A 25,195-nucleotide genomic window follows, 5' to 3' on the forward strand; every position below is an offset into this window, starting at 1 on the left:
CGAACGCTTCCATAAAACCCTGTTGCAGGAGTTTTATCAGGTCGCTTTCCGCAAGAAGCTTTATCTCTCCGTGGACGAACTGCAGGCCGACCTGGATGCCTGGATCGAGCACTATAACCAGGAGCGAACCCATCAGGGTAAGATGTGTTGCGGTCGCACTCCCCTACAAACGCTTCACGCTGGAAAGGAGGTGTGGAACCAGAAAGTCGGTCAGTTGAATCTGATCTGACAACCCAGCGCACCCAAAACGGGTAACTGTCAGATCAGGTCGCGACTTCTACATATCATATGTCTCGCAAAGGGAACGCAGAACGCGAATCCGCGCGAAATTCTTGTCATTGGCTTCCACCAGCCGCCAGGGTGCGAATTCGGTACTGGTACGTGTGATCATCTCGTTCACGGCAGCTTCGTATTGATCCCATCGATCCCGGTTACGGTAATCCTCATCGGTGATCTTGTAACGCTTGTAGCTGGTCTTCTCCCGGAGCTTGAATCGCCGCAGTTGCTCGTCCTGGCTGATGTGCATCCAGAACTTCAGTAGGATGATGCCATGATCGGTTAATTCTTCCTCAAAATCGTTGATTTCCGAATACGCGCGCATCCATTCGTCCGGCCTCGCGAAGTTTTCCACCCGCTCAACCAGTACCCTACCGTACCAGCTACGATCGTAGATGGTTACGTTGCCATCCCGCGGCAAATGCCGCCAGAAGCGCCACAGGTAATGATGGGACTTTTCTTCGTCGGTAGGCGCAGCGATGGGGATGACCCGGTAGAGCCGCGCATCCATCGCCTGGGTGATACGCCGGATGACTCCGCCTTTCCCTGCTGCGTCCCAACCTTCGAATACGAGAATTGTGGAACGCTTTTTTTGCCGCGCCATCCGGGTCAGTTGGTTGATTCGCCCCTGGTGCAGAGCCAATTGCTCCTGGTAGACCGGCTTTTCGAGCTTCTGGTCCAGATCGAGGGAATCAAGCAGATTGGCGCCGGTTCCTACGAAAGGTTGAGGATTAGTCTGCCTCGGTTCGCCGTCCTGAGCCGCCGTTAATCTCGCATTCACCCGCTCGATCAGGTGCCTGGCGATAGTCAGCCGCCGGTAGTGGGGATCGTAACCGTTGATGATCAGCCAGGGCGCTTCGCCGGTGCTGGTCTCACGCAAGACGCGCTCGGCGATACCAATGAACTTTTTGTACAACTTCAAGTGCTTCTTGTCGGTCTCCGTCACGCGCCAGCGAGTTTCCGGATTCTCCTCCAGCTTTTCCAGCAAATGCTTTTGTTGCTTTTTGGACAGATGCAGCCAGCACTTGATGATCAGTGCGCCGTCATCGGTGAGTTCCCTTTCCAGCTTATTGATATGCACGAGCTCCGCATCCAACTGCGCGTTGTCCAGTTTCTCTCGGATCCGGTTGGCCATGGGTGGGCCATACCACCCGACAGCGTAGATGCCGATTCGCCCCTTCGGCGGCAAAGTCATCCAGTAACGCCAGTGATGCGGGCGCTCGGATTCCTCATCCGATGGCATACCGAAGGCATGGGTGCGCATGAAGCGCGGGTCCAACCATTCATTGAGCTTGTTGAGTACATCGCCTTTACCTGAACCGTCGACACCGGCGATCAGGATGACGACGGACGTCCCCGAGGATTCAAGCCGCTCCTGCATTTCCAGCAGTTCGTTGCGGAGCTGCGCGATTTCGCCGTCGTATTCCTGTTTGGCAATCTTGCTCTTCAATTCAGCGACTTCAAACATTCCATGCCTCCTCAACGCCTCAAATCAAAACACCGCATTGGAACACCACTTGACCTCGAAAAGCCGGACAAGCATGTGGAAAACCTGTACTGCCGCCGTGCGAAAAACCAAGTGCCTACGTTATCCACAGCCTCCCCACACAGCAGCCCTATGCCTGCTCACATCATTGTCTATTCATATTGCTTTGAAATATAGAAATATTTCGTGCTTATACCGGAAACGTCACCGACTAATAAAAGTCATAAAGCTTTTTCTAAACCAATTTTATTGATGGCACTGTTGAAAACCTGGATCAAGAGCTAATCTGAACGCCAGCAAAGCCTTGCCTCAACAGCGTTTTGCCTATCGGACTATCACCACCAGGGGGTTCCCGCCATGACCGGCTTCTCGCTCTTTGTGCTTTTCCTTTTCGGACTTTCCATCGTGCTAGTGGTGATGAGCGTCAAGTTCGTGCCACAGGGCAGGGAGTTCACGGTCGAACGCTTTGGCAAATACACCGCGAGCCTGAAACCTGGCCTGAACATCATCATGCCGGTCATAGACCAGATCGGCGCTCGTCTTAACATGATGGAGCAGGTTCTCGACGTACCCTCCCAGGAAGTGATCACCAAGGACAATGCCATGGTCCGTGTGGACGGCGTGGTGTTTTTCCAGATCATCGACGCCGCCAAGGCCGCCTATGAAGTCAGCAATCTGCATCTGGCCATCAACCAGTTGACCATGACCAACATCCGAACCGTCATGGGTTCCATGGATCTTGACGAACTCCTTTCCAAGCGCGACGAAATCAACATACGCCTGCTGACGGTGGTGGATGAAGCGACCACGCCTTGGGGTGTCAAGGTAACCCGCATCGAGATAAAGGACATTGCCCCGCCCCAACACCTCGTGGACGCCATGGCCAGGCAGATGAAGGCCGAGCGCGACAAGCGCGCCGCCATCCTGGAAGCGGAAGGTTTGCGGCAGGCAGAAGTTCTGAAGGCGGAAGGCCAGAAGCAAGCGGCCATTCTGGAGGCGGAAGGTCGCAAGGAAGCCGCATTCCGAGATGCCGATGCCCGAGAGCGCCTGGCAGAGGCGGAAGCCAAAGCCACCTTGATGGTCTCCGAAGCCATCGCCAAAGGTGATGTCCAGGCCATCAACTACTTTGTGGCGCAGAAATACGTGGAAGCCTTACAGAATATCGCTTCTGGGCCGAGCAACAAGGTGGTAATGATGCCTTTGGAGGCCAGCAGCCTGATCGGTGCCCTGGGAGGAATCGGAGAACTGACCCGGCATCTATTTGACAAGAAGCCGGACGCCTAGCCATGTGGCTCGTGCAGATCGTCTTCTGGCACTGGTGGGCATTCGCCGCCTTGCTGCTCATCGTGGAGCTCTTGGCTCCAGGCATGTTCTTTCTTTGGATGGCGGAGGCCGCATTTGTCACCGGAGCCTTGCTCTGGCTCATGCCTGCCATGTCGCTGGAAGGCCAGTTGATCGCCTTCTCTGTGCTCGCGGTCGTCAGCATCGTGTTGGCACGACGTTTCTACAAGACAAATCCCATCAAGAGCGAACAGCCCCTGCTCAACCAGCGGACTGCGCAATTCGTCGGAAGGGTGTTCGTTCTGGAACATCCCATCGTCAACAATTTCGGGAAGATACGGGTGGACGACTCCCTGTGGAAAATCCAGGGCGATGATTGCCCTGAGGGTAGCCGGGTCAAGATCGTCGGTGTCGAAGGCTTGGTACTGAAGGTCGAGAAAATCGTTCCACCGGCTACCTGATTAAAACAAGATAAAAAAGAAATTAACGCTTGTAACTAGTTGCCGAAAATCGCTGAACAAATGGATTATTTATTTATAATTCATTATCTTGTATAAATTCTAGTCTGTGGAATACGCCCAATTGGCGGCTGCTGAACCTGTGGATAAACAGCCTGGTCATCCTTGTCCAGGTAGTGGTGAGTCTCCATCCACAGGCTTTTCCAGGGTCACAGGGAGAGTTGACGTACCAATTTCCGCAGTGATTTGAGGGTCTGGAGCGAAGCGGGCCGTCCGTATCGAAGAACCTGGAAGAGGTCGGTGATGCGGCGGAACTGCTCGGCGTGTTCGGGAAAGAAGGGGCTAACGCGCTGGCAAAAGCTCGAAGCGCCCTCCGCCGGGCGCTTTTCGAAGCCCCGCCTGGCCAGTTTTTTCAGGAACTTCCCATAAGCGATTTGCACCGGGTCATGGGTTCTGACGCGGCGTGGAATAATCAGCAGGGCAAGTGCCAGCAGCGGTAAGCCACCAAGGATCGCAAGCCACCCGGCGAGACCGCGCCAGTCAGCGATGCCCAGCAAGCGAAGCAGGTTGTCTTGGTTCTGCGGGCCGTAGCTCAAGACCCAAAGGTTCCATTGATAGTCGAGGCTGTTCCAAAGCAGCCGAGCTTGCTGGAGCGCGGATCCCAAATCAAACTGACCTTCCCCTGAGCGGGAGCCGAACGGGTTGAAGCGGATCTCGCCGGCGGCTACCTGCGTGTCCACATCCAGGCCAAACTCGATACGCTCCGGCGCTACGGCCGCGGTGGGGTCGATTCGGGTCCAGCCCGTTTCTTCCAGCCAGACCTCGGCCCAGGCATGGGCATCGGCCTGGCGGACTTCGATGAATCGCCCCACGGGATTCCAGAGCCCGCCCTGATACCCGGTGACCACCCGTGCCGGTACGCCCGCCAGGCGCATGAGAATCACGAAGGCGGTGGCGTAGTGCTCGCAGAATCCCTTGCGGGTGTCGAACAGAAAGCTGGCTACCGGATCTCCCGTGGTGAGCGGTGGGTTCAGCGTGTAGTAAAAGGGCTGCTGCCGGAAATACGCCAGGGCGCGATTTACCAAATCTCGGTCGCCAGGACTGGACTTTCTCCAATCATGAATCAGTTCGGCCAGCTGCGGATCGATGTGGTCTGGCAATTGCGTGCCACGTTCTTTTTCCGTTTCGCTCAGGGGACCCGTGGAATACTGCGTGTGGGAGGCCAGTCGAAATTGCCGGCGTTCCGTGATCTTGTTGCGATCATGAAGGACGAATTCCGCGCTGCGTTTGATATCTGACGGAAACTCGTTGGGCAGGTCCAGGGCGAAAACCCAACGCTGCTGACTGGGCTCGAGAATTACGGAGTAGCGCACGGCCGGCCCCGACATGACGATCTGGGGACTGGTGTCTTTAAGGGGCTCCCGTGATAGCACCCAGCGCCGCCCGTCGGTCTGCCAGAAAACCGGACCCCGCCAATAACGCAGTTGGGGTGGAGGCGGCTGACCATCGAACCGCGCCCTGAATGCCAGTTCCAGCGACAAACCCAGCTTTCCGATAGAACCTGGCTCGATCGTGTCGGACAGCCCCGTGGTGGCGCGCGGTTCATCGTCGGGAAGCTTCCACAGAGGGCCCGGGATCCTTGGAAACAGCACGAAAAGCAGCAGCATAAGCGGCATCGCTTGCAGCACCATCAAGCCCGCCATGCGCAGTTGTTGGGCCGGCGTAAAATCGGGCGTGCTGTTGAGGCTGATCAAGGTCGTCACCAGCAGGACCGCGACCATCAGCGTATACAGCGCCATGGGAATGCTTTGGGAAAACAGATATTGCGTAACCGCAACGAAGAACGCCAGAAAGATCGCGAGGTAAGCGTCGCGATAAGTTCGAAGCTCCATCAGCTTGAGCCCCAAGCCGACGGTGAACAGGGCCGCTCCGGCTTCCCGCCCATAGAATTTGTGGTACTCGCCGAACACGAGCGCGGCTCCCGCCACGGTCACCAACAGCAGAACCCAGCGTCCGGGCAGCTGCAGCATCCGGTGCGCAGCGGCCAGCCGCCACGTCACCAGGCTGGCGAAGAACGCCATCACGGGCGCTGCCAGGTTGAATACATGGGGTGCCGCCACCAGCGCCACTGCGATGGTCAGCAGTTCGATGCTGCGGCGGTTGGCTTCGACGGAAAATTCCGAGGGGTTCATGCAGGAAACAGGGCCAAAACTTCCAGGCAACGCAAGCGATGCGCCGAACCCAAGCTGGCCGGCACGGTCAGGTGGGGAAGCCGCAGGGTGTAGCGCAGACCGGCCTGTTCCGCTTCCAGTATCCATCGGCATAGCTGGCTCAGACGTTCTTCCACGGAGCCTGCCACCGTGGAAAAATCCAGAAGCAATTCCCCGTTTCTGGCATTTTCATAGGCTTTCACGTGCACGCCCTGACCTTTGGCGACCCCCTTCCAGTGAATGCGGCGCAGCGGGTCGCCCGGTTGGTAGCTCTGAAAGCCGCGAAAATCATCAGCTTCGCTGAGCTGCGTGCCCTTGCCCCAAGCGGTTTCGGGGAACGGCATGCCGGCCTTGGCGGGGCGCGGGTAGACCAGTATTTCCACCGCCAGATTATTGGGTGACCACGATCGGAACAGCCCCAGGGGAAAGCGGCTGGATACCGTCACCCTGGGCAGGCGCATCCTTCCTCGTCGCGGAGCGGGCACCGCCAGCCGGATACGCGCATTGGACATCGCCGGGACATCGGTCGTGACGGGATCGATCGAGGCGGTTTGCAACTGCAGGGCGATGCGCGGAAAGCGGGAGGGGTTGGACAGGTATACATCGAATCGGGCCAGTTCGCCGGCGAATACGGCCTTGCCGCGCACGGCGCTGAGTTCCAGACCAGCCAGATTGCGAAATCCGTAAAGTATGCCCAGCACGGCGATACTGACCATCAGGAAGCTGAGAATGAAGGCCAGATTGTTGCTGTAGTTGGTGGCCACCAGCAGTTGGACCAGCAGCACCGCGGCCAGTCCAAAGCCTCGACGGTTTGGAAGGATAAAGACCCGCCGCTGGTTCAGCATGATGGGCCCCTCGACGGGATTTTCACCGCGAAAGAAGCGGCTCAGCGCTAGCCGTTCACGCAGGCGCATCATGAGGCTCTCAGGGAATGGGCACCTGGGTCAGGAGGGGCGTAACGCAGTCGCGGGCAGCGTTCAATACGGCTTCAACCGGGTGCAGCCGATGTCCGGCCACCGCCGGCAGCACAGCTTGCACGTCTTCCGGCAGCACCGATTCGCGGCGGTCGATGAAAGCCCACGCCTTGGCGGCATGGAGCAGAGCCAGTCCCGCGCGCGGCGACAATCCGGCGAGGTAGGAACCTGATTCGCGCGAGTAGCGGATCAAGGCTTGCACATAGTCGATCAACGCATCCGCGACATGCACACGCTTGGCCCTCTCCATCAGATCGTGCAGTTGGGATTCGTCGAGACAGGGGTTCAACTGTTCCAGCAGAGTGCCGCGATCTTCACCCTTGAGCAGGGCGCGCTCGGACAGGCTGTCAGGGTAGCCAAGCTCGATGCGCATGAGGAAGCGGTCCAGCTGAGATTCGGGCAGGGGGAAGGTGCCGATCTGCGTGTTCGGATTCTGTGTGGCAATGACGAAGAAAGGCTCGGGCAGTGGCCGAGTTTCCCCTTCCACCGTCACCTGACGTTCCTCCATGGCCTCGAGCAGGGCGCTTTGCGCTTTTGGGGTGGAACGGTTGATCTCGTCCGCCAGGATCATCTGGTGAAAGATGGGGCCGGGCTGGAAGCGAAAACTATGGTTGCGACCATCGTAGATCGAGGAACCGACGATATCGGCGGGCAGCAGATCGCTGGTGAACTGGATGCGCTGGTACTTGAGGCCGAGCAGGTTGGCGAGGGTGTGGGACAGCACAGTCTTGCCGACCCCGGGAACATCCTCGATGAGCAGGTGTCCTCTGGCCAGAAGACAGCAGACCGCAAGCCGGATCTGGTGGTCCTTGCCCAGAATGACGGTACCGGCGGTTTTCAGGAGGGAGTCGAGGAGAACAGGCATCGCGGCGGGTCCAGCGACATTTTCAGAGACAGTATAGAACCTGTCTGGAGACCAAGGTTCCTGATGCTTTGAGGCCGTCAGCGCCAAGAGTGTCTATTCGGATGTCGATGCGCTATTCTTTCCCTTCAGGATGAATTCCGCAATGTAATCGCGGGCCTGAAGTTAAGTCCTGCAGCAATCCTGATTAGAAGCTGCTTCGCAGAGTCGATGACACCGGTTTGTATTGAAATTTCCCCCACACACGCAGCAAAGCTTCTCGCAGCCATCGTGTGTTTTCTCGGATTGATGCACATCGCCGGTAAGATATCGGCGCTCGCCTTTGGCCATTCCTATTGGCACGGTCTGATTCCACTGTTCGATCTGGACGAGGAATTCAATGTACCTTCCGTCTACTCGGGCCTTGCACTGGCACTTTCAGCGGGTCTTCTGGCGATTACGGCTTTCGCCGAGGCCAAGCTTGGTCGCATCGGCCACCTAGCTTTCTGGGCCTTTCTCGCGTTGGTGTTCCTCTTCCTGGCAACCGACGAGCTTTTTGAGCTGCATGAGCGTTTGGCAAAGCCGGTGCGGAGTGCGCTGAATACCACTGGCGCCTTTTACTACGCCTGGATCATCCCTTATGGCACCGTGGTGTTGCTATTCGGCATATTCTGCTTGCGCTTTCTTGCCCGGTTGCCAAGGAACATCAGTGTCCCCATGGTTTTGGCCGGAACTGTCTATTTGTCGGGTGCCATTGGTATGGAGATGATCGGCGGAGCCTTGGCCGAAGAATTGGAGAGGCCCGAACAGAATCCCGGCTATGTGATTGCCAGTACCCTCGAGGAGTTACTGGAGATGGCCGGAGTCGTCATCTTCATTCATACGCTCCTGCGCTATTTGGCCTTGTTGGGCGTCCGCATCGAGTTCGGGAGCGGGGTAACTGCCGATTGAGGACTTGGGTCGGGCGGCTCACCACTCGTTTTTCATGCCCCAGGGCGTCGATCCATCCACAAGGGGTGCCTTGATGCCCTTTTTCTCCATAGCTTCCAGCGTCTTGTAATAAGTGGCTTCGTGCATCAGGGAGCCGCCTTTGGAGTAAAGGGCGACATAGCGTGCCACCATGTCTACTTCGACGCGAAAATCACCGCCCGCGTCCTCCGTACGGCGCGCGTTGCCATTCCAGTCCACGAAAAAACCAGGTTCTACCGACATCTGTAAAAACTCCCGACAAGTTGAAAACGGTCTTCCGGGTCGTTTGCAAGATGTAAACCAGTTTTCGAATATCCTGTCCAAGGCATTGAAAATAATTGGGTGTCAGCGAACCCGGCAGGAAAATCAACTGTCGCAAAGACAGCAATCAGCGCGCTTCAGCCGGTGCTTTGTTACGAATGGGTAAAATGCGGCGTGTTGGCGACCGGGTTAAACTCACATGCGGTTCTAAAACGAACTTTTAGCGGGGGTTGGGTATGTGGCGGATTTTGATGGTGTCGGCTCTCTTCGTTTTTCTCAGTGGCTTCCGGGCGCCCGATGGCGAGATCATTTCCGAGGGGGACCCGGTGAGCAAAGTCCTCGAGCATCTAGGGCAGCCGCTGCACGTGTCGGAAGATGCCGTACGCCAGATCGGCAGCGACTGGGTCAAGCGCGAGACCTGGACATACAAACTGGAACGGGAAACCTATTACCTGACCGTAGAGGGAGGCAAGCTGGTGGCCGCGCGCTGGAGCCGGGTTCAATGAAGCGGCGAAACCCGGCTCCAAGGCGGGTTTATTCGAGTGTGGCGTGGGTTCCGTCGCAGACGGGCTGATCCTTGGTGTGTTTGCAGCCGCAGAACCAGACTTTCCTGGCTTCCGTCACCTCGTAGGGAACGGGGGAAAACGGGCTTCCCTTGTGGGAGCCGTCGCAGAAAGGCTGGTTGGCTGAACGACCGCAGGCGCACCACCAGTATTTCCCAGGCTCCAGATCGATTCCGTAAGGGCCTTTCTTCGCAACAACGGGTTCGCTCATTCGCGTTTCCTCCAGAATCTGATAAGACCGGCCCAGTGCCGGACGCACGCAGTGTAGCGAAAGTGTCGGCTCGCAGCTACAACGAGCCAAGGCCCCTGTTTGGCGGCGACAAAAGCGCGTTTCAGATCGCCTGCAGGTTGGCGTAAGCCAGCATCAACCACTTGGTCCCGGCGTCGGCGAAATTGACCTGCACCCGGGCCTGGGCCCCGTCGCCTTCTGCCTGCAGAATCACACCCTCGCCGAATTTGGCGTGGCTGACGCGCTGCCCCAGCTTGAAGCCACCCGCACCGCCCTCAGCCTGCGGCACCGCGACGACGGGGCGGCTGACGTTGCCGCGCATGCGTATCTCCTGAACGTGTTCCGGGGGGATTTCGCGCAAGAAGCGCGAAGGTCTGGGATAGGATTCCTTGCCGTAGAGCCGGCGCGATTCCGCGTGGGTCATGTACAACTGGCGGCGCGCGCGGGTGATGCCCACGTAACAGAGCCGCCGCTCCTCTTCCAGGCGTCCGGTTTCCTCCAGCGATTGCATGCTGGGAAATAAGCCTTCCTCAAGGCCCACCATGAACACCAGATCGAACTCCAAACCTTTGGCGGAGTGCAGGCTCATGAGCTGCACGCAGTCCTCGAAGGGATCGCCCTGGCTTTCACCCGCTTCCAGCGCCGCGTGGGCCAGGAACTGGTCGAGGCGGCTCAGGCCCTCGTCCGCTTCCGCCTCGTTTTCGAACTGGCGGGCGGCATTGACCAGTTCTTCCAGGTTTTCCACCCGAGTCTCGGCCTGCTCGCTCTTTTCCTTGCGGTAGTAATCGATGAGGCCTGAATGCTGAATGACCTGATGCACCTGCTCGAACAAGGGCCGCTCCCGGGCCTGCCGAGCCAACTCATCCGCGAGCGCGAGAAAACCGGCGAGCAATCCGCGCGCGCGCGCCGGCAGGGATCCGCCCTGGCTGAGCAGTTGCGCCGCCTGCCACAGCGAGCAGGCCTGATCCCGCGCCAGTTCACGCACCGCATCCAGCGTGCGTGCACCGATGCCGCGGGTGGGGGTGTTGATGATGCGCTCGAAGGAAGGGTCGTCGTCCCGATTGGATAGCAGCCTCAGATAGGCCAGCGCGTCCTTGATCTCGGCGCGCTCGAAAAAACGCAGACCGCCGTAAACCCGGTAAGGAATGCCCAGCGCCATGAGCTTTTCCTCGAACTGGCGCGACTGGGCGTTGGAACGGTAGAGAATCGCCGCTTCGGATCGCCGGTGACCCTCCTGCGCCCACTGGCGGATGCGGTCCACCACAAAATAGGCCTCATCCTGTTCGTTGAAGGCCGCATACAGCCGGATGGGCTCGCCGCCGCCACCGTCGGTCCAGAGGTTCTTGCCTAGGCGGCCCTCATTGCGGGCGATCAGGGCGTTGGCCGCGCCCAGTATGTTGCCGGTTGAGCGGTAGTTCTGTTCCAGCCGCACCAGCTGGTGGGCCGGGTAATCCTGCTGAAAGCGGTACAGGTTCTCGATGCGCGCGCCGCGCCAGCCATAGATGGACTGGTCATCATCGCCCACCACGAAAAGGTTGTTCCGGTCCCGGGTCAGCAGGTTGAGCCAGGCATACTGGATGCTGTTGGTGTCCTGGAACTCGTCCACCAGTACATGACGGAAGCGCCTCTGGTAATGGGCCAGGGGCTCCGCGTTATCCCGCAGGAATTCATGGGCGCGCAGCAGCAGTTCGGCGAAATCCACCAGGCCGGTGCGATCGCACTGTTCCTCGTACACGCGGTAGACGCGCTGCAACTGCCGTTCGAACGGATCGTAGCTTTCCGCCAGGTGGCGCGCGCGCAGGCCTTCGTCCTTCTGCGCATTGATGTACCACTGGATCTGACGGGGCGGCCAGCGCGCCTCGTCCAGTTCCAGATTCTTCAGGATGCGGCGGATCAGCCGGTACTGGTCGTCCGAGTCGAGTATCTGGAAGGTCTCGGGCAAGCCGGCTTCCCGGGCGTGCCGGCGCAGCAGCCTATGCGCCAGCCCGTGGAAAGTGCCCATCCACATGCCGCCGGCCGGGAAATTCAGCAGGGTTTCGATGCGTCCGCGCATTTCCCGGGCGGCCTTGTTGGTGAAGGTAACCGACAGAATGCTGTTGGGTGAGACTGCCTCGACTTGCATCAGCCAGGCGATGCGGTGCACCAGCACCCGCGTCTTGCCGCTGCCGGCGCCCGCCAGTACCAGCATGGCGGTGGGCGGCGCGGTGACCGCCATGCGCTGCGCGTCGTTCAGCGGCTCAATGATGGGGGTAATATCCATGGGTCCATTTTACCGGAATCGTCTTGCGCTATTTCATTTCAGCCTGCACAATCGAAAAGCTGTCCCAATACATAAAAGAGGAGGATTGTGCGATGAATTTTGATTTCAAGAAGATGACCAAGAAAGAGATCAACGTCGGCCTGAAAGACCAGAAGATTCGCTATGGAGCCGGCGCCGCGCTGATTCTGCTGTCGGTAGTGATGGGCAATGTGCTCTTGTTGATCGTGGGTGGCGTCCTGGTGGCCACCGGATTCATGCGCTGGTGCCCCGCGTATTCCGGGATGGGCAAGAGCACCGTCGATCCCAACGATCCTGTACCTGCTCCAAGTGTCCCTCATGGCGAGGGAGAACAGCACTAAACGGATTCCGGGGCAGGTTTTCGGGCCTGCCCCAACGCATCAATCCTCGCGTCTGTATTCCCCTTCTATGACATTGGTCGTCTGGCCTCCAGCCTGCTGTGGGTCCACGCCGTAGCGGTGTTTGACCAGATAGGCGGCGAGGGTTTTGCGCGTGGACGGAATTAGGCAGATGAGGGCCATCAGGTCCGAGAGAAATCCGGGCACCAGCAAAAGAACGGCACCGGCCATGATCAGCATGCCGTCCATCAGTTCCGCGGCTGGCAATTCACCCCGCGCCAGACAGGCCTGCACCTTTTGCCAGGCTGCCCAGCTTTGAGTCCTGAGCAGATATCCGCCCGTTGATGCCGCCGCGAGCAGCAGCAATAGGGTGGGCAGAAAGCCCAGCGTGCCCGCCACCTTGATCAACAGGTAAATCTCCAGGATGGGCAGGGCAAGCAGGGCGATGAGCAGCCCTTGCGCTATGTTCATTCGAACCTCGCTGTGTTTACAATGCAAGCCGAGACTTTTGCCATGAGCCCGGAATATTGTCTAGTCCTGTCTACCTGTCCAGTCGGTGATACGGCCACCAATCTGGCCCGCCTGCTGGTGCAAGAACGGCTCGCTGCCTGCGTTAACGTACTGCCTGGCCTGACTTCCATCTACCCCTGGCAAGGGGCGATCGAAAGTTCGCAGGAAGCGCTGTTGTTGATCAAGACCGAGAAAGCCCTCTACACCCGACTGGAAACCCGCCTGCGCGAGCAACACCCGTATGAACTGCCGGAGATCGTCGTCATTCCGGTCGAACGCGCCCTACCCGATTACCTGCAATGGATAAGCCAATGGCTGCACGACACGCCTTCTCCCTGATCCTGTTTCTGCTGGCCGCCTTGTCCGGCCAGGCCTACGCGCTGGATGAAAAGGACGTGTTGCCGCAGGAGCAGGCCTACCCCTTCGCCGCGCGCATCGACGCGGAGGGGCGTTTGCTGCTGACCTGGGACATTGTTCAGGGCTATTACCTCTACCGCAACAAGTTCAAGTTTACCCCAAAAACGCCCGGCATCAGCCTGGGCGATCCCATCTTCCCCCCCACCGAGAAGAAGCATGACGAGTTTTTCGGGGAGATGGAAATCTACCGCGGGCATCTGGCGATTCCGGTGCCTTTGACTCGTGAAGACCCGTCAGTCCGCCAACTGGAACTGGAGGTGCGCTGGCAGGGTTGCGCCGATGCAGGCATCTGCTATCCGCCCTTTAAACAACGGGTGACGGTCGATCTGCCGCAAGGCGCTGCGCCGGCGGACACGGGCTCTGGAAATGCCTTATATAAGTTGATCCAGCCGGCCCGCAAGGCCGGTGGCGGGCTCCAGCCGGACGATCTGCTGTCGGCTGACCAGGCCTTCCAGTTCCTGGCGGAGGTCAAGGACGAGAGGACCCTTCGGGTCAGCTGGCAGATCGCGAAAGGCTACTATTTGTATCGGGATCGCTTCCGTTTTTCCCTGGCAGGCAACAAGGCTGTGACCTTGGATGAACCGAGCCTGCCCAAGGGAACCATGAAGCAGGAAGAGGACGGGCCGGTCGAAGTGTTTTACGGCGAACTCGCCTTCGACTTGCCCTTGCGCAGGGCCGACAGCACGGCGACCACCATAGAGCTGAATGCCCGCTATCAAGGCTGTGCCGAAAAGGGTGTGTGCTATCCGCCCGTGAATAAAACCGTGTCACTGGAGATTCCGCCTGGCGGGACCACCGGGGCTTCAACGCAAGCTAGCGGACCCAAAGAGGAACTCGCCGCTCCCGAACAGGATCGCATCGCGGCCTCACTCAAGACCGATTCCACCTGGCTGGTGGTGGCGAGTTTCCTCGGCTTCGGCCTGTTGATGGCCTTTAGTCCCTGTATCTTCCCGATGATACCGATCCTGTCCGGCATCATTGTCGGGCAAGGGCATGCCGTCAGCACCGGCCGCGCCTTCATGCTGTCCCTCAGCTATGTGCTGGCCGCGGCAGCGGCTTACACCGTATTCGGCGTGCTCGCCGGCCTGTTCGGCAGCAACTTGCAGGCGATCATGCAGGCGCCGGCCGTGATCGGATCGTTCAGCGCGCTGTTCGTGGTCCTGGCTCTGTCCATGTTCGGCCTGTTCGAACTGCAGGTGCCGCTGTTCATTCAGGAACGGGTGGCCTTACTCAGCCGCAAGCAGAAAGGCGGAACCTTGCTGGGGGCCGCCGTCATGGGCGCATTGTCGGCTCTGCTGGTGGGCCCTTGCATGGCGGCACCCCTGGCCGGGGCGCTGATCTATATCGGCCAGACTGGCGATGCCGTGCTGGGTGGTCTGGCTCTATTCGCCCTGGGCCTGGGCATGGGCGTGCCGCTCCTGATCATCGGCGCGTCGGCCGGCAAGTTGCTGCCCAAGGCCGGAGTCTGGATGGAAGCGGTCAAGTCCGTCTTTGGCGTGGGCATGCTAGCGGTGGCCGTGGGGCTGCTCGAGCGCATCCTTCCGACAGCCCTCAGCATGCTGCTGTGGGCCCTGTTGTTGATCGTGTCCGCCATCTACATGCACGCCCTCGATGCACTGCCACACGGCGTTTCCGGTTGGCGCAAGCTGTGGAAGGGCCTGGGCGTGGCCATGCTGGCCTACGGCATCCTGCTGCTGATCGGCGTCGCCACCGACAGCGACGATCTGCGCCAGCCCTTGCGCGGTCTGGCCATGACTGGAGGAAAGGAGCAGCCGGCGACAGGCCTGCAGTTCAGGCGTGTAAAATCGGTGGCTGAACTGGATGAGCAGCTGGCTGCCGCCAAGGCGGCCGGCCGCTGGGTAATGCTCGATTATTACGCGGACTGGTGCGTCTCCTGCAAGGAAATGGAGCGCTACACCTTTCGCGATGGACGCGTGCAAGCCCGCTTGGCCGACGTCATCTTGCTGAAAGCCGATGTGACGGATAATAGCGATGACGATTCCAGCCTCCTGAGTCGCTATCGGCTGCTCGGCCCGCCCGCGACCCTGTTTTTCGCGCCGGACGGCAACGAGCGCAAGCAAGCCCGCCTGGTCGGTTATCTGGAGGCGGACCCGTTCTTGAGTCATTTGCAAAAGGTACTGCTATGATGCGCGCCCTTCTCGTCGTCCTTGTTGCGTTCCTGGCTCTTGCGGCCGGCGTCATGGCACGTTCGCGCCAGGGCGAGACGCCGCCCAAAGTAACCACGGTGGACTTGGCTGCCCTGAGTTTTCCCGACCTGAACGGGCAATCCGTGCGGATGGATCTATGGAAAGGCAAGATCCTGGTGGTGAATTTCTGGGCCACCTGGTGTCCCCCCTGTCTGGAAGAAATGCCGGCTTTCGTGAAACTGCAGGAGGAATATGCCAACAAGGGCCTGCAGTTCGTCGGCATTGCCATCGACGACGGCGATTCGGTGAAGGACTATCTCAAGGTCACCCCGGTCAACTACCCGATTCTCATCGGCGAGAATGGCGGTGAGGACTGGGCCGCGAGCCTGGGCAACCACGCGCATGTGCTGCCGTTTTCCGCCGTGTTCGATCCGGCGGGCAAGCTGCTCCACGTGGAAGTCGGAGCTTTTGACCGTGAAGAAGTCATCAAGGCGGTGGAGCCTCTGCTTAAGGCCAGCGCGCCTTAAGGCGGGTACATCGTATCTCTATCCTGCAGCCCTCGTCAGCTCAGAACCTGGCCTGAACGGCACCGTTGTGGACAAGTTCACTGCCATTCGGCAAAATAACCTTGCAATTTCTGGGAGCTGCCCTAGATTGGGCTGATCCCTCGGCGCAGGTCCGTGCCGACACGATCGATGACCTCAGGTCGTCGATTCGGAAATCGCCGGCAAATGCGAGTTTTTCGGCGAAAACTGCTGAAAGATCCATGAAGGATCGGATTCAGTGACCACCTACGCCAACGTGCAGAAATTCGGACGAACGGTTCATTCATCCATGACTAACATCCTGGTGCTCAACGGCCCGAACCTGAATCTATTGGGCTTTCGGGAACCGGCAATCTACGGTAGCCAGACCCTTGGGGACATCGAAAACCGATTGGCGGCGATGGCGCAGCGCTTTGGAGCAGTCATCAGCTTTCTGCAGAGCAACGCAGAGCATGTCCTCATCGATCGCATACACCAGGCATTTCGGGAACAGGTGGATTTCATCCTGATCAATCCCGGCGCTTTCACGCACACCAGCGTGGCGCTACGCGACGCCCTGCTCGGAACCAAGATTCCGTTCATCGAGGTGCACATGTCCAATGTCCATGCGCGCGAACCGTTCCGAAAGGTTTCCTATTTGTCCGATATTGCCAAGGGCGTTATTTGCGGGCTTGGTGCGCTGGGTTACGAGCTGGCGCTGCAGGCTGCCCTCCACGCCATTCAAGAAAAGAGCTGAGAGTCATGGATATTAGAAAAATAAAAAAGCTGATCGAGTTGATCGAAGAGTCCGATATCGCTGAAATCGAGATCAAGGAGGGCGAGGAATCGGTGCGGCTGAGCCGCTATTCCTCATCCCAGCCGGTGATGATGACCGCGCCGGCCACCATGGTGAGCCAGGCGGTTCCAGGGCCAGCGCCCGTTGCCGCTGCGGAGAGCGCTCCGGCAGAGGAGGCGATCAGCGGCCATGTGGTACGTTCGCCCATGGTGGGGACCTTCTACCGTTCGCCGTCGCCCGGCGCCAAGACCTTCGTCGAGGTAGGGCACCGGGTCAATGTGGGCGATACGCTCTGCATCATCGAGGCCATGAAGATCCTGAACCAGATCGAGGCCGACAAAGCCGGGGTGGTCGCCAAGATCCTGGTGGAGAATGCACAGCCTGTGGAGTACAACGAGCCGCTTTTCGTCATCGAATAAGCCTCGCTGCCGCTGGCGCGTGAACCCCTTAGACTCCATCAGGTAATCAGTCATGCTTGGTAAAATCGTTATCGCCAACCGGGGCGAGATCGCCTTGCGCATATTGCGCGCCTGCCGCGAACTTGGCATCAAGGCCGTGGCCGTGCATTCCGAGGCGGACCGGGATCTCAAGCACGTTCGTCTGGCCGACGAATCCGTGTGCATCGGGCCCGCGCCTTCGCGGGAAAGCTACCTCAATGTTCCAGCCATCATCAGCGCCGCCGAAGTCACCGACGCCGTCGCCATCCATCCGGGCTATGGCTTCCTGTCGGAAAATGCCGACTTCGCCGAGAAGGTGATACAGAGCGGCTTCGTATTTATAGGTCCCAGGCCCGATACCATCCGCCTCATGGGCGATAAGGTTTCCGCCATCGAGGCTATGAAGAAGGCAGGCATTCCCTGTCTGCCCGGCTCCGACGGGCCACTGGGCGAGGACTTTGACGAGACCTTGAAGATCGCGCGCCGCATCGGTTTTCCGGTCATCATCAAGGCGGCCGGCGGCGGCGGTGGGCGCGGCATGCGCGTCGTGCACAGCGAGGCGGCGCTGCATAGCTCCATCAGCCTGACCAAGGGCGAGGCCGCGGCCGCATTCGGCAACGATATGGTGTACATGGAGAAATTCCTGGAAGATCCGCGCCACGTCGAATTCCAGGTGATCGCCGACACCCACGGCAACGTCATCCATCTGGGCGAGCGTGACTGCTCCACCCAGCGCCGCCACCAAAAGGTGGTGGAAGAAGCGCCGGCGCCGGGCATCAGCGAGGAGAAGCGGCGCGCCATGGGCCAGCGCTGCGTGGAGGCCTGCCGCGAGATCGGCTATCTGGGGGCGGGGACGTTCGAGTTCCTCTACCAGGACGGGGAGTTCTATTTCATCGAGATGAACACCCGCGTGCAGGTCGAGCATCCCGTAACCGAGATGGTCACCGGCTTTGATATCGTCAAGGAACAGCTGCGCATCGCCGCCGGCGAAAAGCTGTCCATTACCCAGGAGGACGTGCAGCTCTGCGGGCACGCCATCGAGTGCCGGATCAACGCGGAGGACCCATCCACCTTCATGCCCTCCCCCGGGCTGATCGAACAGTTCCACATGCCGGGCGGGCCGGGAATACGGGTGGAGACGCACATCTATAATGGCTACAAGGTGCCGCCCTACTACGACTCCATGATCGGCAAGCTCATCGCCCACGGCGAGACGCGCGCCAGCGCCATCGCGCGAATGCGCACGGCGCTCAACGAGATGGTGATCGCCGGCATCAAATGCAATATTCCCTTGCTGCTGGACATCATCAACGACAAGGCTTTCCAGGAAGGCGGGCAGAACATCCATTATCTGGAGCAGAAGCTCGGGCTCAAGCACTGATGTGGCGACAGCTCTCGGTGGCGACGGAGGAGCGCCTGGCCGATGCCGTGGCGGACGCCATGAGCGGCCTGGGGGCCTTGTCCGTCAGCCTGCAGGATGAGGGCGATCAGCCCCTGTTCGAGCCCAAGCCCGGGGAAACGCCCGTCTGGCAGGATACGCGGGTCGTGGCTCTGTTCGAGCCCGATGTGCAGCCGGAACTATTGCGGGCTGCCCTGGAGAGTCGTTTCGGGGCCCACTCCCTGCATGCCTGGCGCGTCGAAGAAATACAGGATCAGGCTTGGGAGCGGGCTTGGTTGGAGCATTTCAAACCCATGCGCTTCGGCCGGCGACTGTGGATCGTTCCCACCGGGTTCGCCGCGCCGGAACAGGAGGATGCGGTATGCGTGGCGCTGGACCCGGGGCTCGCGTTCGGCACCGGCACCCACCCAACCACGGCCTTGTGCCTCAGGTGGCTCGACGGAATGGATCTGAAGGGAAAGACCCTGATCGATTACGGCTGCGGCTCGGGTATTCTGGCCGTGGCAGCGCTGCTGCTGGGTGCGGAAGGGGCTGAAGCGGTGGACATCGATCCCCAGGCCTTGACCGCCACCCGAGACAATGCCGAAAAGAACGGCGTCGCCGGGCGCTTGCGCTGCCGCTATCCCAAGGAGATTGGCCCGGTCCAGGCGGACATGCTGGTGGCCAACATACTCGCCAACCCGCTGCTGGAACTGGCGGAAGAATTGGCCGCGATGGTTCGCCCTGGCGGAGCGCTGGCCCTCTCCGGTATCCTGCGCGAGCAGGCGGATGCGGTGAGCCAGGCCTATGCACCTTGGTTCCGTATGGACCCGCCGGAATTCGAGGAGGACTGGACGCGCCTGAGCGGTGTCCGGCGCGAGGAGTGACCCATGTACACACAGTGCCCGACCTGCCGCGCGACCTTCCGCATCGACATCAACAAGCTGCGCGAATCCCGTGGCAAAGTGATTTGCCGGGATTGCCAGACCCCGTTCAACGCACTGAATGCCTTGGCGGAGAGTCCCAAGGACTTCCCCAAGGCGCCGCCAATCCGGAGGCCGGTTGCATCCCCGGCAGCCGGCGTCGAAGGTCAGGATGCCCAGCACGCAATGCTCCCGCCGTTGCGGGGGGGCGGATTGCCGTCCTTGCGCGCTGTCGGCGGCTTGGTTGCCAGGCCGCAGCGGACTGAGCGCGATAGGGAAGATGAGGAGCCGCGCGGTCCCGAACTGGGCAGCGGCCTGTGCTGGTGGCTGGGCGCTCTGGCCATGGCGGTCCTGCTGGTGTGGCAGGTGAATGTGTTCGAAGGCGCGCGCCTGGCTCAAAATGAGCGGGTCCGGCCTTGGTTGGAACTGATGTGTGAAAGCCTGGGTTGCGAACTGAGCCCCTACAAGGACACGCGCCAGATTCAGGTGGTGGACCGCGCCTTGCTGCCAGCGCCGGATGATGTCGATGGCTATGAGTTCCGTCTCATCATTGCCAACCAGTCGGCCTTGGCGCAGGCGTTTCCCTCGATCCGCCTGGTGCTTTCGGAACTCGGGGGCCGCCCATCCGCGAGTCGTACCTTTTCTCCTGATGAATACCTGGAAGCGCCGCGCCCCGGTAAAATGCCGGTGGGGAAACCCTTCGAGATCCGCCTGCTGATCGCCAAGCCCAGCAGCGAGGTGGGCGGGTTCAGTTTCGAACTGATTTGATGCCATCCATGCCACATGCCATAAGGCGAACCGAATCCATCGGGGATTTGAAAAACATGAATTACGATGCTTGTGTTGCTGCAAACCGCTCTAGCCTGTTACGGGTCCTGCTCGTGCCCATGCTTCTGGCGCTACTCACCGCGTGCACCAAGGTGCCGGAGGGCGTGCAGCCGGTCGATGGCTTCGAATTGCAGCGCTTTCTCGGTAAATGGTACGAGATCGCCCGCCTCGATCATGGCTTCGAGCGGAACCTGCGTAACGTCACCGCCGAGTACGTCGCGGCAGATGGCGATGAGATCAAGGTCATCAACCGTGGCTATAACGAAAAGAAGGGTGAATGGACCGAGGACGACGCGGTGGCCAAGATGCTGGACGACCCGACTATCGGCAGCTTGAAGGTTTCCTTCTTCGGGCCGCTGTGGGGCGGCTACCACGTCATTGCCCTGGACAAGCAAAATTACCGTTATGCCATGGTCACAGGTCCCAGCAAGACCCTGTTATGGATACTCTCTCGCGACAAGACCCTGGACGACAAGGTCATGGGTGATCTGATCAATCAGGCGGGCAAGGCGGGCTACGATACCAAGCGGCTTATCTTCGTCAAGCAGGATGACCCGCCGGCCGAGGATACGGTCGATGCGGCGCCCGCGGGCGACAAATAAGGCTTCCGGGCGCGGAAAGCAAGGCTAAGCCAGGAAGCGTCCGGGGGATTTTGCCTCGGCTGCCTGGCGCTTTTCCTCCGCGCGCCTGTGGTCCTCGGAGTAGACCAGAAACACGAACAAGCCGATCAGCCCCATCAGGATCCAGTACTTCACCCAGAACAACAGGTGCATGAGGCGCAGCAGGTGCGGGTGGTGCACCAGAAAGGTATTGATGGAATAGACGAGTTGTTCTAACACCCGGAGACCTCCCGCGCCTGAATTCCGGCGACGTCCGATTGTGACAAGTGGGCGCGACCAGGGCAAGCCGCCTGAATTCGACCCCCGCTTACCGGCATAAAGTTCCCTTCGTCTTTCGCTTTCACCCCAGGTGTACCGATGCATGAATTGAAGCTCAAGAGAAACGAAGAGAAGCGCCTGCGTTCTGGGCATTTGTGGATCTTCAGCAACGAGGTGGACATTGCCCAGACGCCGCTCAAGGGCATGCCAGCAGGGGAACTGGTGCAGGTGCTCGATTCCCGGGGCGCTGGCCTGGGCGTGGCCTATGTCAACCCGGATACGCTGATCTGCGCCCGCTTGCTGACGCGCCGCCAGCACGCGAAAATCGATGAGGCCTTTTTTCGCGAGCGGATCCAGACTGCCCTGCACCTGCGCGAGCGCGCGTTTGCGAAGCCCTACTATAGGCTGGTCCACGGCGAGAGCGACGGCCTGCCGGGATTGGTGGTGGATCGCTTTGACCGTGTCTTCGTGGTCCAGACCAACACCTTGGGGATGGAACGCCTGCAGCCCCAGGTTTTTGCGGCCCTGGAGGCCCTGTTCGATCCCAGCGCGCTGCTCCTGAAGAACACCTCGGCCCTCCGGAGCCTGGAAGGTCTTTCCGACGAAACCCGCTTGGTGAAGGGCGAGTCCCTGCAGCCCTTTGTCATGGAGGAAAATGGCGTCCGCTTTCAGGTGGACCCGGTGTCCGGGCAGAAGACCGGCTGGTTCTTCGATCACCGCAGCAACCGCGCCCTGGCCGCCAGTCTGGCCAAGGGCCAGCGTGTGTTGGACCTGTTTTCCTATTCAGGCGCCTGGGGCATCCAGGCTGCGGTGGCCGGCGCTACCAGGGTGGATTGCGTCGATGCCTCGGAGTCGGCTCTTGGCCTGGCCCGCGAGAATGCGCGCCTCAATGGCGTGGACGACCGGTTGACCGTGGAGCGGGAAGACGCCTTCGAATTTCTCAAGCGCGCGCGCGAGGAGCGGCGGCACTATGGGCTGATCCTGCTGGACCCCCCGGCCTTGATCAAGCGCAAGAAGGACGCCAAGGCCGGCATCGAGGCTTATCGGCGCTTGAACCAGGGTGCCCTGCAGTTACTGGAGCCCGGTGGCATCCTGGTTTCGGCATCCTGCTCCTACCACCTGCAGCGGGAGACGCTGCACGATCTCCTGCGCGCAACCGCCCGTCATGGCGACCGTCACCTGAGCTTCATCGCGGAAGGCAGCCAGGCTGCGGATCACCCGGTGCATCCGGCGATCCCGGAAACCCAGTATCTGAAGGCCTTCTTCTGCGCTGTATCCGCCAGCCTATAGCTCATGGCCGGAGCGAACTCAGAGGCCAGGTTCCCTGGCCAGGGCCGGGCTGATCTTCTCCTTGAGTTCCTTGTTTTCGCCGTAGATGAACAGGGCGCGCAGGCCCTCCGCCTCCGCCGTCTTGTAGCCTTCCTCCTCGCCCAGGCACAGCAGCGCAGTGGACCAGGCATCGGCCCAGGTGGGATCGTCGTGCAGCACGGTCACCGACAGCAGCTTGTGGTTGACGGGCTTTCCGGTCTTGGGATTAATGATATGCGAATAGACCTGCCCGCCCTGCTCGAAGAAATTGCGGTAGGTTCCCGAGGTCATCACCGCCACGCCGGCCTGCTGGTGCAGTGACAAAATCCTCTGCACCTCGCGTGTGAAGGGCGTCGGCTTCTCCACCGCGATCCGCCAGTCTTCGCCGTTGGCCTTGCGGCCGCGCACTTTCATCTCGCCGCCGATTTCGTCCATGTAGTTCTGGATGCCGCGCGACTCCAGGATCTTTGCGACGGCGCCCACCGTGTACCCTTGCGCGATAGAGGAAAGGTCCACCGCAAGATCCGGGTCGCGCTTGCGCATCCTGTTCTGGCCGGCGTCCAGTTCCAGCTTGTCCATGCCGATGTGCGGCAGCAGGGCCGCGATCTCCCGGGGCTCCGGCACCCGGGTCTGGTGCCGCGAGAAGCCCCACAAGTCGAATAGCGGCTTCACGGTCAGGTCGTAGCAACCCGCCGATTTGGCATGAACTACTTGGGCAATCGACACAAGGTTGAAGATCTCCGGCGAAACCGCCTGCCATTCGGTGGTCTTTTGCCGGTTGAAGCGCGTGATTTCGGAGTCTTCGCGGTAGTTGGACAGTTTCAGGTCGATGTCGGCAAAAGTTGCCTCCACCTGTTTCTGAAGGTCTGCGACCGTCTCCGCCGGCGCGTCGGTGACGGACTTGATGTGGTAGGTGGTGCCCTGAACGGAACCGGAGATCTCGACTTCTTTCGGGCCTTGCTGGCATGCGGCGAGAAGCGCCGCCATAAGCAATGGGAGCGAACGTTGCGCGGGTGGATTCATGGGATAGGCAGGTGGGATATGTCAGGGGTGAAAAGGCCAGATGACGGGTATGACGCTCACTGAGACGACGCCCATGATCAGATTCAGTGGCACGCCGAAACGGACGAAATCGCCGAAGCGGTAACCGCCCGGACCATAGACCATGAGGTTGGTCTGATAGCCGATGGGCGTGGAAAACCCCATGGAAGCCGCGATCATCACGGCGATGACGAAAGGCCATTCGCTGACGCCCAAACGCGTCGATAGGGCGAGGGCCAGAGGGAACATTAGTACCGCCACCGAGTTGTTGCTCAAGAGTTCCGTCAGAACCACCGTCAAGAAATAGAAATAGGCCAGCACCAGCCAGGGGTTGTCGCCGGCCAGGCCCAGGAAGCCCTGGGCGATGCCGCCGGCCGCGCCCGTGATCTCCAGGGCCTTGCCCAGCGCGAAAGAGGCGGCGATGGCCAGTAGCACTTGTCCGTCGATGCTTCTTCGCGCCGCAAGGACGGAACAGCAACCGCTCAAAAGCATGGCCGAAGCACCCAGCAGCGCGGCCTTGAGCATGCTCAGCCACTCGAAGGTTGCACTCATCACCACCGCACCCAGGATCAGCCAGGCCAGCCAGGCGCGGTCATGCCGCACGGGCAGGTAATCGGACACCTGGCTGATCAACAGGAAGTCGTTGGAATTCCGGTGTCGCTCCAGAAACGGGGGGCGCACGTCCAGCAGCAGAGTATCGGAGGGCTCCAGGGATATCTCGCCGATTTTCCCCGGCAGGCGCTGGCCGTTGCGCGCCACGGCGATCACCGAGCCGCCATAGACCATGCGGAAACGTCCCTGCTTGATGGTTCTCCCCACCAGTGAGCATTGGGGCGAGACGACCGCTTCCACCAGCACGCGTTCCCGGTGCTTGCGGTCCGCCAAGCTGAAGGCGTGTTCGCCGGCGGGACGCAACCCGCGGATGCGCTGCAGTTCCACCACGGAATCGCTCACACCGGCGAATACCAGGCGGTCACCGGCATTCAACCGTTCGTAGGGTCCGACGGCGGGCAGAATCTCGTCGCCGCGTTCGATTTCCACCAGATAGAGGCCTTGCAGATGGCGCAGCCCGGCCTCCTCCACGCTCTTGCCCACCAGCGGTCCGCCCTCTTCCACCACCATCTCGGTGGTGTATTCCTTGGGATTCTCGAACACGGCGCTGGCGGGCAGGCGCTCCGGCAGGAACCGAGGGGCGAAGGCCAGCATGTAGGCGATACCCACCAGGCTGCAGGGGATGCCGACCCATGCGATATCGAACAGGCCCAGGGCGGGCCGGTGCGCCTGGACCAACAGGCCATTCACGATCAGGTTGGTGCTGGTGCCGATTAGGGTTATGGTGCCGCCGATCACGGCGCTATAGCTCAAGGGGATCAGCAGTTTGGAGGGGGAGATCTGCAGGCGCTTGGCCCAGGTCAGCACCGCCGGCAGGAAAATGGCGACGAGCGGCGTGTTGTTCATAAAGCCGCTGACAGCCGCCACCGGAATGGTCAGCCGCGCCAGGGCTCCGCGCACGGTTTTGGGCCGGCCCAACACGTGCTGAACCAGCAGATCCACGCCGCCGGTCTCGCGGATGCCGCTGACAACAACGTACATCAGCGCCACGGTGATCATGCCTTCGTTGGAAAAACCGCCCAGAGCCTGTTCCGGCGTCAGTACGCCGGCTATCAGGAGCACGACCACGGTGCCGAACAAGATCAGCTCCGGCGCGGCGGCGCTGACCAACAGAAACATCAGGCAGCCGGAAATGACGCCTATTGTGAGCCATGCGTGGCCTGTCATGCGGATCTATCCCCTCACCCTGCCTCGAAACGCCGCCGTATCACCGCGGCAACCCGATAAAAAAC

27 protein-coding genes are annotated in these 25,195 nt (G+C 60.3%); 16 read left to right on the forward strand and 11 right to left on the reverse strand.

What is annotated here, in order from left to right:
- Positions 1-229, forward strand: a 229-nt coding sequence (locus EK23_RS19265) for an integrase core domain-containing protein (RefSeq protein WP_045227038.1), incomplete at its 5' end; no start/stop codon positions are given.
- Between the two features lie 48 nt (positions 230-277).
- Here the strand turns inward: EK23_RS19265 and pap are convergent.
- The gene (gene pap / locus EK23_RS19270) at positions 278-1,744 is read right to left on the reverse strand and encodes a polyphosphate:AMP phosphotransferase (protein WP_045227039.1); all 1,467 of its coding nucleotides are present in this window, start codon (positions 1,742-1,744) and stop codon (positions 278-280) included.
- Positions 1,745-2,119: 375 nt separating this feature from the next.
- On the opposite strand from pap, the gene EK23_RS19275 reads away from it, so the two are divergent.
- Both EK23_RS19275 and EK23_RS19280 read left to right on the forward strand, forming a co-directional pair.
- A complete protein-coding gene (locus EK23_RS19275; protein WP_045227040.1) occupies positions 2,120-3,046 on the forward strand; it encodes an SPFH domain-containing protein in 927 nt (308 codons plus the stop codon).
- A gap of 2 nt (positions 3,047-3,048) precedes the next feature.
- On the forward strand, positions 3,049-3,504 hold the full coding sequence (locus EK23_RS19280; protein WP_045227041.1) for an NfeD family protein: 456 nt from the start codon (positions 3,049-3,051) through the stop codon (positions 3,502-3,504).
- A gap of 206 nt (positions 3,505-3,710) precedes the next feature.
- On the opposite strand, the gene EK23_RS19285 is transcribed toward EK23_RS19280, so the two are convergent.
- Genes EK23_RS19285 through EK23_RS19295 form a run of 3 tightly spaced genes read right to left on the reverse strand, consistent with a single transcriptional unit; the run spans position 3,711 to position 7,550 of the window.
- Positions 3,711-5,693 (reverse strand): transglutaminase TgpA family protein, encoded by a 1,983-nt coding sequence (locus EK23_RS19285; RefSeq protein WP_045227042.1) that lies wholly within the window; start codon positions 5,691-5,693, stop codon positions 3,711-3,713.
- Positions 5,690-6,628, reverse strand: coding sequence for a DUF58 domain-containing protein (locus tag EK23_RS19290; protein WP_045227043.1), 939 nt, complete (start codon positions 6,626-6,628; stop codon positions 5,690-5,692). The genes EK23_RS19285 and EK23_RS19290 overlap by 4 nt, the downstream gene beginning before the upstream one ends.
- A 7-nt stretch (positions 6,629-6,635) precedes the next feature.
- Entirely contained in the window at positions 6,636-7,550 is a 915-nt protein-coding gene (locus EK23_RS19295) for an AAA family ATPase (protein WP_045227044.1), read from the reverse strand.
- Between the two features lie 207 nt (positions 7,551-7,757).
- Between EK23_RS19295 and EK23_RS19300 the strand changes: the two genes are divergently transcribed.
- Entirely contained in the window at positions 7,758-8,477 is a 720-nt protein-coding gene (locus EK23_RS19300; RefSeq protein ID WP_145998747.1) for a DUF8692 domain-containing protein, read from the forward strand.
- 18 nt (positions 8,478-8,495) lie between these two features.
- Here EK23_RS19300 and EK23_RS19305 read toward each other — a convergent pair whose 3' ends face one another.
- Entirely contained in the window at positions 8,496-8,738 is a 243-nt protein-coding gene (locus EK23_RS19305; RefSeq protein ID WP_045227045.1) for a hypothetical protein, read from the reverse strand.
- A 254-nt stretch (positions 8,739-8,992) separates the two neighbouring features.
- Between EK23_RS19305 and EK23_RS19310 the strand changes: the two genes are divergently transcribed.
- On the forward strand, positions 8,993-9,262 hold the full coding sequence (locus EK23_RS19310; RefSeq protein ID WP_045227046.1) for a DUF2845 domain-containing protein: 270 nt from the start codon (positions 8,993-8,995) through the stop codon (positions 9,260-9,262).
- Between the two features lie 28 nt (positions 9,263-9,290).
- On the opposite strand, the gene EK23_RS19315 is transcribed toward EK23_RS19310, so the two are convergent.
- Positions 9,291-9,530: a CDGSH iron-sulfur domain-containing protein gene (locus EK23_RS19315; RefSeq protein WP_045227047.1), complete on the reverse strand. Its 240-nt coding sequence runs from the start codon at positions 9,528-9,530 to the stop codon at positions 9,291-9,293.
- 121 nt (positions 9,531-9,651) lie between these two features.
- Complete coding sequence (uvrD, locus tag EK23_RS19320) at positions 9,652-11,808, reverse strand: DNA helicase II (RefSeq protein WP_045227048.1); 2,157 nt, start codon at positions 11,806-11,808, stop codon at positions 9,652-9,654.
- Positions 11,809-11,900: 92 nt separating this feature from the next.
- Between uvrD and EK23_RS19325 the strand changes: the two genes are divergently transcribed.
- The gene (locus EK23_RS19325) at positions 11,901-12,167 is read left to right on the forward strand and encodes a YgaP family membrane protein (RefSeq protein ID WP_045227068.1); all 267 of its coding nucleotides are present in this window, start codon (positions 11,901-11,903) and stop codon (positions 12,165-12,167) included.
- Positions 12,168-12,206: 39 nt separating this feature from the next.
- On the opposite strand, the gene EK23_RS19330 is transcribed toward EK23_RS19325, so the two are convergent.
- Complete coding sequence (locus EK23_RS19330; protein WP_045227049.1) at positions 12,207-12,635, reverse strand: FxsA family protein; 429 nt, start codon at positions 12,633-12,635, stop codon at positions 12,207-12,209.
- Between the two features lie 42 nt (positions 12,636-12,677).
- Between EK23_RS19330 and cutA the strand changes: the two genes are divergently transcribed.
- From cutA to EK23_RS19375, 9 genes are all read left to right on the forward strand, one after another.
- Positions 12,678-13,013: a divalent-cation tolerance protein CutA gene (gene cutA, locus EK23_RS19335; protein WP_045227069.1), complete on the forward strand. Its 336-nt coding sequence runs from the start codon at positions 12,678-12,680 to the stop codon at positions 13,011-13,013.
- Entirely contained in the window at positions 12,986-15,238 is a 2,253-nt protein-coding gene (locus EK23_RS19340) for a protein-disulfide reductase DsbD (RefSeq protein ID WP_045227050.1), read from the forward strand. Before cutA ends, EK23_RS19340 begins: the two co-directional genes overlap by 28 nt.
- On the forward strand, positions 15,235-15,765 hold the full coding sequence (locus EK23_RS19345) for a TlpA family protein disulfide reductase (protein ID WP_045227051.1): 531 nt from the start codon (positions 15,235-15,237) through the stop codon (positions 15,763-15,765). Before EK23_RS19340 ends, EK23_RS19345 begins: the two co-directional genes overlap by 4 nt.
- A 307-nt stretch (positions 15,766-16,072) precedes the next feature.
- Positions 16,073-16,519 (forward strand): type II 3-dehydroquinate dehydratase, encoded by a 447-nt coding sequence (gene aroQ, locus EK23_RS19350; protein ID WP_045227070.1) that lies wholly within the window; start codon positions 16,073-16,075, stop codon positions 16,517-16,519.
- A 5-nt stretch (positions 16,520-16,524) separates the two neighbouring features.
- Positions 16,525-16,977: an acetyl-CoA carboxylase biotin carboxyl carrier protein gene (gene accB / locus EK23_RS19355; RefSeq protein ID WP_045227052.1), complete on the forward strand. Its 453-nt coding sequence runs from the start codon at positions 16,525-16,527 to the stop codon at positions 16,975-16,977.
- 52 nt (positions 16,978-17,029) lie between these two features.
- The gene (gene accC / locus EK23_RS19360) at positions 17,030-18,376 is read left to right on the forward strand and encodes an acetyl-CoA carboxylase biotin carboxylase subunit (RefSeq protein ID WP_045227053.1); all 1,347 of its coding nucleotides are present in this window, start codon (positions 17,030-17,032) and stop codon (positions 18,374-18,376) included.
- Positions 18,376-19,260 (forward strand): 50S ribosomal protein L11 methyltransferase, encoded by an 885-nt coding sequence (gene prmA, locus EK23_RS19365; protein ID WP_045227054.1) that lies wholly within the window; start codon positions 18,376-18,378, stop codon positions 19,258-19,260. The genes accC and prmA overlap by 1 nt, the downstream gene beginning before the upstream one ends.
- Before the next feature lie 3 nt (positions 19,261-19,263).
- Entirely contained in the window at positions 19,264-20,064 is an 801-nt protein-coding gene (locus tag EK23_RS19370) for a zinc-ribbon and DUF3426 domain-containing protein (protein WP_045227055.1), read from the forward strand.
- 56 nt (positions 20,065-20,120) lie between these two features.
- Positions 20,121-20,726 (forward strand): lipocalin family protein, encoded by a 606-nt coding sequence (locus tag EK23_RS19375; RefSeq protein ID WP_045227071.1) that lies wholly within the window; start codon positions 20,121-20,123, stop codon positions 20,724-20,726.
- Between the two features lie 24 nt (positions 20,727-20,750).
- On the opposite strand, the gene EK23_RS19380 is transcribed toward EK23_RS19375, so the two are convergent.
- The gene (locus EK23_RS19380) at positions 20,751-20,963 is read right to left on the reverse strand and encodes a hypothetical protein (RefSeq protein WP_045227056.1); all 213 of its coding nucleotides are present in this window, start codon (positions 20,961-20,963) and stop codon (positions 20,751-20,753) included.
- Between the two features lie 138 nt (positions 20,964-21,101).
- Between EK23_RS19380 and EK23_RS19385 the strand changes: the two genes are divergently transcribed.
- The gene (locus EK23_RS19385; protein WP_045227057.1) at positions 21,102-22,292 is read left to right on the forward strand and encodes a class I SAM-dependent rRNA methyltransferase; all 1,191 of its coding nucleotides are present in this window, start codon (positions 21,102-21,104) and stop codon (positions 22,290-22,292) included.
- Between the two features lie 18 nt (positions 22,293-22,310).
- Here EK23_RS19385 and EK23_RS19390 read toward each other — a convergent pair whose 3' ends face one another.
- Both EK23_RS19390 and EK23_RS19395 read right to left on the reverse strand, forming a co-directional pair.
- Positions 22,311-23,333, reverse strand: a complete 1,023-nt coding sequence (locus tag EK23_RS19390) for an FAD:protein FMN transferase (RefSeq protein ID WP_045227058.1) — start codon at positions 23,331-23,333, stop codon at positions 22,311-22,313.
- A 21-nt stretch (positions 23,334-23,354) separates the two neighbouring features.
- Entirely contained in the window at positions 23,355-25,130 is a 1,776-nt protein-coding gene (locus tag EK23_RS19395; RefSeq protein ID WP_045227059.1) for an SLC13 family permease, read from the reverse strand.
- Between the last annotated feature and the right edge of the window lie 65 nt (positions 25,131-25,195).

It is taken from the genome of Methyloterricola oryzae, assembly GCF_000934725.1.
Classification (GTDB): Bacteria; Pseudomonadota; Gammaproteobacteria; order Methylococcales; family Methylococcaceae; genus Methyloterricola; species Methyloterricola oryzae.